The following is a 12,373-nucleotide window of genomic DNA, read 5'->3' as shown; positions in this document are numbered from 1 at the left end:
TTCCTCCCCCTATTTTCTTTACTTAGCTAAGTATTACATATATTAGATGCATATCTCAATAAATATGTTCACTTTAATTTTATTTTTTATCTAACTCTATAACATATATAGTTACTACTTATTTTTATAAGTTTAACTTACTGTAAAATTAAAGAGTGTTATCTTAAACTAACTATTTAAGATAACACTCTTACTAACTAATTAAATTTATATCCATATAAAAATACATCAAGTTTTTCATTTATAGAATCAAATATTAACTCTTTTTCTGATAAGCACTTAAAGTTTTGGCTGTCATAGAATTTATAATTACATCTAGTATCAGTATATAAATACATTGAATTTACTTCTCTTGATTTCATATATTCAAATAAATAACTTAATAGTTTTTTACCTATACCTAATCCCCTAGATTCTTTAGAAACAATAAACAATTGTATACAGCCCTGAAAAGTATCCTCTTTTCCTACTATAATCTCTTTATAAGTATTCTGAATCTTTGAAAATTCTTTAATAATCATTATATTTTCTTCATCAGCCATAATTGTTCTAGCAACATCTTCATTTATTAACTCTTTTTTATCAATTTCCGGTACAATTAATTTATCATTATTTGACTTTCCTAAAATCATTCCTATTACTTTATTATCTTTTTCTGCTATTTTACTAAAAGAACTATCCTCAATACACTCTTGTAAATATAATGCTGTTGTTATATCTAATAAATCTTCATTTTTTATAAATTTATCAAATCCAAATGCCTCGCAAATTAACTTCTTAATATCTTCATAATCTTTTTTATTTATATCTCTATATATTATTTTACTCATATAATAATCTCCATCTCTCATTTTAAATTTATATATAATAATTTGGCCAAATACTATATACTTAAAATAAAGTATTCCCTAAGGGTAGAGTCAATAATAATTTTAGATATAAGGAGAATTTTATGGATAAAAACTTATTTTCTATAGGTGAAGTTTCTAAGATTAAAGATATAACAATAAAAACCTTACGATATTATCATAAGATAGGTATTCTTACACCAAAAGTTATAGATGAAAATACAGGTTATAGATATTACTCTATAGATCAATTTATATATATAGATATAATTAAAGGATTTAGACAATTAGGAACTAGTATAGCTGAATTACAAGAAATTTTTAAAGATTGTGATATGGATAAGTTGTTAGACTTTTTAGATGCAAAAAGAAAAGAAGCTGAAGAAAATATTAAAAACATTAAAATTGTTATAAATAATATTGATACTTTAACTACTGGAATAAGACTCTCTAGAAATCTTATAAATACAAATGAAATTAAAACTAATTTTTTTGAAGAACGTAAAATTATTATTGTTCCATGTAAAGAAGTAGGAGATTTAAAAGAATTACTCTATTATTCTGATTTAGATAAAGAAATTAAACAAAATAATCTAACCCCTACTTTAGAAAGAGGTATAATTTATAAATTAAATTCATCAAATAATATTGAATCCATGTATGCATTTAATGGCATTGAATCTAATATAGATTTAACTAGTGATGATAATATTTATAGCTTACCTAAAGGTAACTATTTAACTTTAATATATAGTAGTGATAATATGGATTACTGTGAAAGTTTAATGATGAATTACTTAAAAGAACATAATTTAAAAGCTAAACAATGGCTTGAAGTAGAGTTATTTAATAATATCTTTGAAACAGGAAACTATAATTGTCAAATTCAAGTTCTTATAGAATAACAAAAGATTAACTGCAAGAATAAGCTTGCAGTTAATCTTTAAATACATCTTTTACTATTATAATCTTCAAATAAATTTATTACTAAAACAACGCCAATTAGAACACCTGAAAATAATAATATTTTTAATATATCAAGAATATTATTTATAATGTTAAATTCATAATAAGAATTAAATAATAATATTCCTATATAAATTATCATAGCTCCAAATAAAAATCCAAAAAAATTATTTATTATTATCCTAAACTTAGAATAGTAAATTTCCTTTTTGCTTAAAGGTATAATATCATATTTCCTTAATATAAAAATCTTTTTACCTTGTTCCTTTATCCAAAAAAGATGATAATTTAGATAAATTATTAATATAATTGATCCAAGTACAACTGTAGAATTTATAAAAGGAATTGCTTTCATATCTGCTCCATTTTTTATTGCAGTTATTTCATAAGAAACATTGGATTGAACATTAATAAAGTAAATAAATAAAAATATTCCTAAATAAAATTTATGATAATACTTATTAATTCTCTTTTTTCATCCTCAAAAAAAGTCATATCACTTTACCCCTTACTACTATTTAGTAAATCCCCTATATTAAATTTTTTCTTTAAAGTACTTTCTAATCTATTTCTTTTAAATTCATCTTCTAAGGCTTCTTTAGTATCATTAATTTTAATTTCTCCATTATCAATTAAAATTATATAGTCCGCAACCTTATCTAAATCACTTGTTATATGTGTAGACATTAAAACACCAATATCATTTTCTAAAATTTCTTGTAGCATTCTAATAAACTCTTTTCTAAATACAGGATCAAAACCAGCTGTTGGCTCATCTAATAAAAGGAATTTAGGCTTATGCGCCATAGCAAAACTTATTTGGAACTTCATTTTCATACCTTTAGAAAACTGATATATTGGCTGCCCCTTTGGAATATTCATTTTATCTAACCATAAATAATACTCCTCCATACTCCAATTTTTAAAATACTTTCCTAGCATAAGTCCATTATCTAAGGCTGTATTATCTAGAAAAAATGTATTTTTTTCAGATATTAAGCCTATCATTTCTTTAACCCTTTTTAAATCTTCTTTAATATTTATACCATCTACAGTTACATCCCCTTCAAAGTTTGTATCTATTCCCGCTAAAATATCTATAAGTGTAGTTTTTCCTGCTCCATTAACTCCTATAAGCCCTGTGAGATAACCACTTTCTATTGTTAAATTAATATTTTTTAACGAAAAGCTCTTATATTTTTTTTGTATATTTTCACATTTTATAATTGTTGACATAGCTTAGTTTCCTCCCTCATATAAAGTTCTCAATACATCCTGCATATCATCTAATGTAAGTCCTAAATCTCGCCCTTCTTCAATTAACTTTTCTGCCATAATTTCAAATGATTTAAGCTGTTGCTCTTTAAGTTTCTCTTTGTTAGGCTCTTTAACATAAAATCCTTTTCCTTGAACTGAATATATTAAATCTTCCTTTTCAAGTTCTTCATATGCACGTTTTGTAGTAATTACACTTATACCTAAATCTCTCGCTAATGATCTTATAGATGGTAACATATCCCCTGGTATTATTTCTTCTTTAACAATTGAGTTTTTAATTGATTTTATAATTTGTTCATAAATAGACAAAGTACTTTCTGAATTTAAAATAATATTCATTAATAATATTCGTTCCTTTCTGGTACCTGACAGTAAACCGCTTCATAAGAAAGTGATTTATTTAAAATAGGTCTCATATATCTGTATACAACAAAAGTATTTATAGCAAATGCTATCAACCATCCTAATATTACAAATAAGTTAAAGTTTATATTCAAACTAACAAGTGAATAAAAAGCTATAGCTTCTATAATTAATAAGCAAAACCAATAAACATTTACCATTTCTTCTTCTTTTGTAATAATAACATAACCATCATTATCTTTTTCTCTTTTTCCTCTTTCTCCAATTCCAACTTTCAAATTAATATTTAATATTATGAAAAACCATAATATAATTTGTATAACATTTATAATTAAACTACTACTTATAAAAAATCTTCCAACTAAAAAATACATTAATATAAACATAACTAAAAAACTAAATATGATTTTTACACCTAATTGAAGTAATATATATTTAATTTTTTCAAATTCTCCAACTGCACATACAAACATTGCTTTATTTAATCTAAGAGGTATCCTTTTCATTATGGAGTATAAGTATATAATGGAAATCAAGCTAAATATCGGTGTGATTATTTTTATTAAATCTTCATTATAAGTAATCAAAGATGAATTACTAGATCCTATCATAGTTATACTTGTAATATAAAACCCTACGAATGAAAATAAAAATATATCTAAAATTATTGAAAAAATATTTTTCTTTACATTTATAAATAAATCATTTAAAACTAATTTAAGCATTTATCATATCCTCCTTTATCTAAACAATACATTATTTCCTCTAATGTTGGAGTCTTTTTCTTAAGCCCTTCATAAACTTTATCTTTTTCTTCTTCAACAAAAGCAAAACTATAATACTCTCCATATTCTCTATAAATTATCTTATTTGCATCCAATTTCTCTATTTCACTTTTGCCTCCCTGTAAAATTTTATATTTATCTTTCAACTCTTCTTTACTTAAATTAAAATATACTTTTCCATTATTTATTAATATAATATAATCTCCAACTTGGTCTAAATCTTCTGTAATATGAGTAGAAAATAATACACTTCTGCTTCCATCCTCAACAATTTGTTGCATATAATTTATTAATTCTTTCCTAAATAACGGATCTAATCCTGCAGTAGGTTCATCCATGATAAATAGTTTTGCATCATGTGCTAATGCAAACGCTAATTGAAATCTAACCTTTAACCCTGTAGATAATTTTCCTAACTTCTTATTAAGTGGTATATTAAAATTCTTACAAAACTCTTTAAACAAATTTTCATCAAAATTATCATATAGACTGCCAAATATTTTAGCATTGTTAAGCACACTCATTGTTTCTTCAAACATCTCTTCATCAAGCACAAAACCGATTTGATTTTTCGCTGACTTTTCATTAAATTCCATAGAGAAACCATTAATAATAACTTCTCCATTATCTCTTTTATACAAATTTAATATTGTATTTATAAGAGATGTTTTTCCAGAACCATTTACACCTAGTAAACCAACTATATATCCCGGCTCTATTTTAAGATTAATATCATTTAAATTCAAATTACCTATTTTCTTACACAAATTATTTACTTCCATTAACATATTTATACCCTCTCTTTCTCACATCGTATATATACTGTTTATATCTATATATACAGTATATACTCAGCATTACTTATATGTCAATATAATCCAAAAAAAATGTTGCTAAATAATACTCCGATTACCTTAGCAACATTTTTCATATTATGTATTAGCTTCTAGAAGCTTTTTAAACACCTTATTATGTTCTATATCTTTACTTAAACTTTGAATAACTCTTATAATTTCTTTTTCATCTATTTTATCTTCAGAGCTTAAAGCTATTCCTATTGTATAGGCTTTTATTATTTTATAACTATTAATTAATATATTTATGCTTAAATTTAAACTTTCACCTTTATTAAAAGGAATTAAATCTTTAAATATCTGATTAACTAAGTAATTTTCAAAAACATATGAGTATTTTTCTATTCCTTCTAATAAATTTGTTTCTTCATTTATATACTTTGTAATATCATTCATTTGTGAAATAGAAGTTTTATATTCATTAATACATTCTTTTAATCTTACACTTCTTATATTTTTTATAAGGTCTTCATTTAATAAACTTAAATAAAATTCATTACCTTCAGTTAAATCTAAACTTTTGAAGTTTTCAAACTCTACTGCTCCTTCACTATAATCCTCTAAAAGTTCTTCTATACTATCAAAATCCTCTTTATTATATAAATCCTCAATTTCATTATAAAAAGATTTTAATATTCTTAACCTTTCTTCAATAGAAAAACTTCTATTTTGCATTATGTTTATAGAATTTACTCTTACATCCCAAAAATATTGAAGTAAGCTATCAGATCCTTCAAAGGCTTCTGTATCAATTATTCTTCTTATTTCAATAGCACTTTCATCTATTTCCTCTTCACACTCAATAAATTCCATCTTTTCTTTATTTAAAAATGCCATTGTACAAATCTCTTCACAAGATGGTAGCCCTGACTTTTCATATACATCATCTACGATATTATATACTCTAGGAAATCTCTTACATGTTATACATAGATTTTCTTCTCCAATTCCTTCATGAATATTACAAAGTAAATTATTATTTAAGAAAGGGCATTTATTTTCTTCTTTTAAGATCATAAATCCTTTATTAAAATAATCTTCATTATTATTATTTTCTCTAAACTTACCTGTTACTAGCTCTTTAAGACTACCAGTACAACTAGTATAATTTTTATATGTATCTTCATCTATATTGATATCCCATCCTGCACAGCATGTATCTACACATTCTGAACCAATACATTTAAAAGTTGACATATATTTTGGCATAAACATATTTACTTTCATTTTTTGCTCCAATCAACATAATTAGTATTTCTTATTAATAATACATCAAAATATTAATTATGTAACTAAAATTACTTTGTTACACCTTTAATATTAGAAACTTCCTTTGTAAAAGTTGCCTTTATTATATTCGTTGAAATATAAAAAACTACTATATTATCATCTTCCTTAATATAAGCTATTCTACATACAAAATATTTATCTAGAATTATTTTATATTCAAAAGCAGTTTTTCCTCTATATTTAAGTCCTCTTACATCTTTTATTTTATAAGCTTTTTCATTAATCATAGTATTTATATTACTATATATTTCATCTTTTAACCTTTCACTATAATTATTATGATGTTTCATAAACTTTTCTATATACTTATTATCTTCAATTACTACATTCATTTATTTTGTGCCTCTTCTTTTTAACATATAAAATTTAACTATATTACTTCTTGGAAACTCTTTTTTCTGCATTATTTTTAAAAGTTTTTTTAGCTCATCAAGAGATAAATTTTTAAATTCTTCTTTTTCAAAACCATCTTCATATAAATTATATCCATCTTCTAGCTTTTCAATAACAACACTTCTATCCCTTTTATATGTTCTAATATCAAGACAATTTAAGGGCTTCATCTTTTTTAACTTTCTAACTGCATCTTCTATAAAATTATCTATAGGTATCATTATTTTCCCTCTTTTCTATAAGTTATATATAAATTTAGTATAATAATAAATTTATATTATGAAACAATATTTAATATATAAAATTTTTTTATAGTTTACATTTAAAATAACTATTTTTAGTATTTTCAAAATAGTTGTATAATAATTTCATTAATTTGCTAAGGAAGAAGGTTTTATTATGAGCATTAAACTTATATGTATTGATATGGATGGAACACTTTTAATGGACCAACATAATATTTCAGAGGAAGATAAGTCTGCAATTAAATATGCTATAGAAAAAGGTGTCCATGTTGCAATTACTACAGGAAGAGTTTATAACTGTGCTAAACTTTATTCTGACTTAATAGGCTTAACAACACCAATTATTGCTTCAAATGGTGCTTTTATTGGTGGAAGCCATGGAGAAGAAATATATAACAACCCTTTAAATATTGATGATGCTGAAAGTTTTTTAGAAATTTCTAAAAAATATAATTTATTTTCATATTTAACAGCTAATTTTGGAATTGTTTCTATGGAAGAATTACCTGAAAATAATATTTATAAGACTTTAAATAAAACTCTTAAGGAAGAAGAAAGAATCAAACTAGAAGTTTTGAATAATATTCATGATATTTATAAACTATATGATGGTGAAATTTTAAAAGGTGTTTGCATAGAGAAAAATGATACTGAAAAATTATTAAAAGCTAAAGAAGAACTTAAAGAAAAATGTCCTAATTTAGAAATAGTCTCTTCTTGGAATGATAATTTTGAAATTATGAAAAAAGGAAGCTCTAAAGGAGAAGCTGTGCAATATCTTGCCAAATATTTAGGATTAGATAAAAATGAAGTTATGTGTATTGGAGATAGTGAAAATGATCTTTCTATGATTAAATTTGCTGGAATTGGAGTTGCAATGGGAAATGCCATTGATAAAGTTAAAGAAGCTGCAACCTTTATTACAGAATCTAATACAAATGCCGGTGTAGCTAAAGCAATAAGAAAATATGTATAATAATATTGCCTACTGGATTAATCTAACACTTAGATTAACCAGCAGGCAATTACATTTTATAAATTTTCTATTTCTTTCATTAACTCTTCAATAAGGTCTTCTTCTTTAACTTTCTTAATAATCTCACCTTTTTTAAAGATTAACCCTTCACCTTTTCCACCAGCAATACCAATATCAGCTTCTCTTGCTTCTCCAGGGCCATTTACAACACAACCCATAACTGCAACTTTAATATTTTTATTGCAATTTTCAAGTCTCTTTTCAACTTCTTCTGCTATTTTTATAAGGTTAATTTGAGTTCTTCCACAAGTTGGGCAAGATACAAATGTCATTCCTTGCTTTCTTAAACCTAAGGCAATAAGCATTTCTTTTGCAACCTTAATTTCTTCTATAGGATCACTAGTTAGTGATACTCTTATAGTGTCACCTATACCTTCAGCAAGCAACGTTCCTATACCTAATGTTGACTTAATAGTCCCTCTAAATACAGTTCCTGATTCTGTAACTCCTAAATGAAGAGGATAATTGCACTTTGTACTCATTAATCTATAAGCCTCAATCATCATTGGAACATCTGAAGATTTAATCGATATTACTATATCATGAAAATCTAATTCTTCTAATATTTTTACATGTCTTAAGGCAGACTCAACTAATCCCTTAGCAGTTGGCTTTCCATCTCTCTCTAAAATATCTTTTTCTAAAGACCCAGAGTTAACACCAATTCTTATTGGAATATTTTTAGCCTTACAAGCTTCTGTAACAGCCTTTACTCTATCAACACTTCCAATATTACCAGGATTAATTCTAATTGCGCTAATTCCATTTTCAACACATTTTAATGCTAATCTATAATCAAAATGTATATCTGCAACTACAGGCATTGGAGAACCTGCACAAATATCTTTTATTGCTTCTGCAGCTTCCATATCAGGAACTGCACATCTTATTATTTCACATCCTGCTACATGTAATGCTCTTATTTGATCTAATGTAGCTTCTACATCTCTTGTATCTGTATTTGTCATAGATTGAATTGAAACTGGTGAATCTCCACCAACATAAACTGATCCAACCTTAACTTTTCTTGTAATTTTTCTTTCCATTTTTACACTCCTATAAATTAATAGGGAATAATATATCTTTAACTGTTACTAATATCATAAATCCTATTAATACCATAAAGCCTACATAATTTACTGCTCCTACTATTTTATCTGGAACCTTTCTTCTAGTTATAAGTTCAATTAATAAAATAACTGTCCATCCACCATCTAATGCTGGGAATGGTAATAAATTAAATACAGCTAAATTAATACTAAGGAAACCAAGGAAATATGTTAATGATAATAAACCATTTTTAGCAACTTGTGTTGACATTTTTATTATTGTAACCGGTCCACCAACATCTGTCTTAAAGTTTACCTTACCTGTAACCATCATTACTAAGCTCTTATATGTTTGAGTTACTAATGAAATAGTTTCATTAAATGACTCTTTAATTGACTGAATTATGCTTGGATTTTCAACAGGTGTATAATAAAATCCTATTTGATATATTTGACTCCCATCTTGATCAACTAATTTTGGGGTAACAGTAATATTTTCCTTATTTCCATTTCTATTTACTACTAATTCTACAGCATCACCTTTTGCCATTTGAATCCCCATAGAAACATCAGTAGTAGTAAATACCTTTGAGCCATCTATCTTTAATATTCTATCTCCAACCTCTAATCCTGCTTCTATAGCTGGAGAATTATCAGCTAATTTGCTTATTACTGGCTCTGCATACCCTCTATTACTTATTATAATTGCAAATGCTATAATTGCAAATATAACATTCATTGTAACACCAGCTAATATAACACTAATTCTTCTTAATGGTGATTTACTAGAAAAACTTCTTTCATCATCACTAACTTCTTCTTCACCAAGCATTTTTACATATCCACCTATAGGAAATAATCTTAATGAATATTGAGTTTCCTTACCCTTTTTAGAAAAAATCTCTGGACCCATCCCAATTGAAAATTCTTCTACCTTTATTCCATTAGCCTTAGCCATAATAAAGTGTCCTAATTCATGGACAATTACTAATAAACTAAATCCTAATATAGCCATTATAATATACACTTACTTCACTCCTAACTCCCATTTTATTCTTATATACTCTCTAACCTTTTTATCTAACTCTATAATATTATCAAGAGTTAATTCATTATAATAATTTTCTTTAAATACCTTCATACAATCTTCTATTATTTCTGCTACTTGTAGGAATTTTATTTTTTCCTCTAATAATAGAGCAACTGCTTCTTCATTAGCACCATTTAATATTGTTGGTGCTAATCCCCCTATTTTACCAGCTTCATATGCAAATCTTAAACATTTAAATGTTTCTAAATCTGGCTTTTCAAAAGTTAAGGCACCTAATTCATAAAAATTAATTGGATTTGCTATCATCCCTCTTCTTTCTGGATAATTTAATGCATATTGAATTGGTAATCTCATATCTGGAGTTCCAAGTTGTGCAATTACACTAGCATCTTTATATTCAACCATAGAATGAATTATACTTTGCGGGTGTACAACAACTTCAATATTTTCATAATCAGTATCAAATAAAAAATGAGCTTCTATTACTTCTAAACCTTTATTCATTAAAGTAGCTGAATCTATAGAAATTTTTTGTCCCATATTCCATTTTGGATGCTTAAGTGCATCTTTAACAGTTACATCTTTTAAGTCATCAATAGTCTTTCCCCTAAAAGGTCCACCTGATGCAGTTAATATTATCTTATTTATATCCTTATTTTTATATCCACTTAAACTCTGGAATATAGCACTATGCTCAGAATCTACAGGCAATATCTTTACATTTTTTTCTTTTGCCTTATTCATCACAAGCTCTCCAGCAACAACTAAAGTCTCTTTATTAGCTAAAGCTATATCCTTTTTTGCCTCTATTGCTGCCATTGTTGGTTTTAAGCCTATCATACCAACTACAGATGTTACCACTGTGTCAATTTCATCTAACGTTGCAACTTTAATTAATCCATTAATCCCCTTAAAAACCTGTATATCTGGATATTCTTTATTGCAAAATTCCTCAATGATATTTCCTGAGTTTTCATCCATCATAGCTATATATTTAGGTTTAAATTCCTTTACTATTTCCTTAATCTTATCTACTGAAGAATTTGCAGTAATTCCTATAAGATTAATTTCCTCATTTGAATTTCTTATTACATCTAGAGTTTGAGTTCCTATAGAACCCGTTGCCCCTAAAATTGAAATATTTTTCATTAATACCTCCTATAATGTTCCTTCGTATATTATGTCTTTTGCAATTAAACAGTATATAGGTCCTATTAACAATCCTATTATTCCAAATATTTCTGCGCCTATATACATGGAAAGCATTACTACTAACGGATGAATATCTAACTTAGAACTAAGAAACTTAAGTTCTAATATTTCTCTTACTACTTGTAATAACAAATATAATGCTATTAATCCAATCACTAGTAAATACTCTTTCATTATTATATTGTATATTATAATTGGAATAAATACAATTATAGTTCCTACATATGGTAGTATATCTAATATACCACATATAAAACCTAAAAATATAGCACTAGGTACTCTCAATATTTTAAATCCTATAATAGTTATAACCATACATATAATTACTAATTTTAATTCAATCTTCACTACTTCTCTTAAATTATTCTTTTTTTCTCTTATAGTATCCACAATATCATAAGGTAATAAACAATTTAGTAATTTTAAAAATAATTTTTTATCAACTGAAATAAAATATACACAAATGTTAGCAATTATATAAGATAAAATTCCTTGCCCTGTTATTGCTAAACCATTTTTAAAAGTTAAAGAACTTAAGCTATGTGAATTATTTTGTATCATTCTTTCTATATCAATATTAAATATATTTTTAATATTTTCTATAAATTCTTTTATTCCATCTAAATGCTCTACATAAAACTTTTGAAATAGTCCCACAATTGAATTTCCAAAATAAAATATAAAACAAAATAATACTATATTAATTATTAAAATTGTTAATGCTCCTGCAATTTCTTTTTTATTAATTACTTTTTTCAACATATCATAAATTGGTGTTGATAAAATAATTAAAATAAGAATAGTTAAGAAAGGTTTAAAATAATTTTTTATTGCAAATGTTATAATTACAAATATTAATAATAAAAATAATAAATCCACTAATGTTTTATATTGATGGTGCTTTTTATACCCATTATATAACCGCATTTTCTCCCCCACTTTAAATTACTATTATAACAATTTATATTATTAATTTATTAGTGAATATTATAATTTAGACTAT

At 25.3% G+C, this 12,373-nt stretch carries 15 protein-coding genes; 2 read left to right on the top strand and 13 right to left on the bottom strand.

The window, feature by feature from the left end; genetic code table 11:
• Window positions 1–197: 197 nt before the first annotated feature.
• Entirely contained in the window at window positions 198–830 is a 633-nt protein-coding gene (locus tag HCG76_RS00550; protein WP_221698399.1) for a GNAT family N-acetyltransferase, read from the bottom strand.
• A gap of 122 nt (window positions 831–952) precedes the next feature.
• Here HCG76_RS00550 and HCG76_RS00545 point away from each other — a divergent pair, with 122 nt between their 5' ends.
• On the top strand, window positions 953–1,753 hold the full coding sequence (locus HCG76_RS00545; RefSeq protein ID WP_221698398.1) for a MerR family transcriptional regulator: 801 nt from the start codon (window positions 953–955) through the stop codon (window positions 1,751–1,753).
• 38 nt (window positions 1,754–1,791) lie between these two features.
• On the opposite strand, the gene HCG76_RS00540 is transcribed toward HCG76_RS00545, so the two are convergent.
• The 8 genes from HCG76_RS00540 to HCG76_RS00505 form a co-directional block, all read right to left on the bottom strand.
• Complete coding sequence (locus tag HCG76_RS00540) at window positions 1,792–2,169, bottom strand: hypothetical protein (RefSeq protein WP_221698397.1); 378 nt, start codon at window positions 2,167–2,169, stop codon at window positions 1,792–1,794.
• A gap of 146 nt (window positions 2,170–2,315) precedes the next feature.
• Window positions 2,316–3,050, bottom strand: coding sequence for an ABC transporter ATP-binding protein (locus HCG76_RS00535; RefSeq protein ID WP_221698396.1), 735 nt, complete (start codon window positions 3,048–3,050; stop codon window positions 2,316–2,318).
• 3 nt (window positions 3,051–3,053) lie between these two features.
• Complete coding sequence (locus HCG76_RS00530) at window positions 3,054–3,431, bottom strand: GntR family transcriptional regulator (protein ID WP_221698395.1); 378 nt, start codon at window positions 3,429–3,431, stop codon at window positions 3,054–3,056.
• On the bottom strand, window positions 3,431–4,180 hold the full coding sequence (locus HCG76_RS00525; RefSeq protein WP_221698394.1) for a hypothetical protein: 750 nt from the start codon (window positions 4,178–4,180) through the stop codon (window positions 3,431–3,433). The genes HCG76_RS00530 and HCG76_RS00525 overlap by 1 nt, the downstream gene beginning before the upstream one ends.
• Window positions 4,168–5,028: an ABC transporter ATP-binding protein gene (locus HCG76_RS00520; protein WP_260457989.1), complete on the bottom strand. Its 861-nt coding sequence runs from the start codon at window positions 5,026–5,028 to the stop codon at window positions 4,168–4,170. The genes HCG76_RS00525 and HCG76_RS00520 overlap by 13 nt, the downstream gene beginning before the upstream one ends.
• A 144-nt stretch (window positions 5,029–5,172) precedes the next feature.
• Window positions 5,173–6,321 carry a flagellin lysine-N-methylase gene (gene fliB / locus HCG76_RS00515; RefSeq protein ID WP_221698393.1) on the bottom strand — a complete coding sequence of 383 codons (1,149 nt, stop codon included), beginning with the start codon at window positions 6,319–6,321 and terminating at the stop codon, window positions 5,173–5,175.
• Between the two features lie 71 nt (window positions 6,322–6,392).
• On the bottom strand, window positions 6,393–6,716 hold the full coding sequence (locus HCG76_RS00510) for a hypothetical protein (protein WP_221698392.1): 324 nt from the start codon (window positions 6,714–6,716) through the stop codon (window positions 6,393–6,395).
• Window positions 6,717–6,998: a hypothetical protein gene (locus HCG76_RS00505; protein WP_195989891.1), complete on the bottom strand. Its 282-nt coding sequence runs from the start codon at window positions 6,996–6,998 to the stop codon at window positions 6,717–6,719.
• A 178-nt stretch (window positions 6,999–7,176) separates the two neighbouring features.
• Between HCG76_RS00505 and HCG76_RS00500 the strand changes: the two genes are divergently transcribed.
• The gene (locus HCG76_RS00500) at window positions 7,177–7,998 is read left to right on the top strand and encodes a Cof-type HAD-IIB family hydrolase (RefSeq protein WP_221698391.1); all 822 of its coding nucleotides are present in this window, start codon (window positions 7,177–7,179) and stop codon (window positions 7,996–7,998) included.
• 56 nt (window positions 7,999–8,054) lie between these two features.
• Here the strand turns inward: HCG76_RS00500 and ispG are convergent, their stop codons facing one another.
• From ispG to HCG76_RS00480, 4 genes are read right to left on the bottom strand one after another with little or no spacing between them, the layout of a single operon-like run.
• Complete coding sequence (gene ispG / locus HCG76_RS00495; RefSeq protein ID WP_221698390.1) at window positions 8,055–9,104, bottom strand: flavodoxin-dependent (E)-4-hydroxy-3-methylbut-2-enyl-diphosphate synthase; 1,050 nt, start codon at window positions 9,102–9,104, stop codon at window positions 8,055–8,057.
• Window positions 9,105–9,114: 10 nt separating this feature from the next.
• The gene (rseP, locus tag HCG76_RS00490; RefSeq protein WP_221698389.1) at window positions 9,115–10,134 is read right to left on the bottom strand and encodes an RIP metalloprotease RseP; all 1,020 of its coding nucleotides are present in this window, start codon (window positions 10,132–10,134) and stop codon (window positions 9,115–9,117) included.
• Window positions 10,135–11,307 carry a 1-deoxy-D-xylulose-5-phosphate reductoisomerase gene (locus tag HCG76_RS00485; RefSeq protein ID WP_221698388.1) on the bottom strand — a complete coding sequence of 391 codons (1,173 nt, stop codon included), beginning with the start codon at window positions 11,305–11,307 and terminating at the stop codon, window positions 10,135–10,137. It lies immediately after the preceding gene.
• Window positions 11,308–11,316: 9 nt separating this feature from the next.
• Window positions 11,317–12,297 (bottom strand): AI-2E family transporter, encoded by a 981-nt coding sequence (locus HCG76_RS00480; protein ID WP_221698387.1) that lies wholly within the window; start codon window positions 12,295–12,297, stop codon window positions 11,317–11,319.
• Between the last annotated feature and the right edge of the window lie 76 nt (window positions 12,298–12,373).

The sequence above is a fragment of the Clostridium sp. K13 genome (assembly GCF_019734195.1).
GTDB lineage: Bacteria > Bacillota > Clostridia > Clostridiales > Clostridiaceae > Clostridium.
Note: the sequence above shows the minus strand (reverse complement) of the source record. Positions and strands in the feature narration are given on the sequence as shown.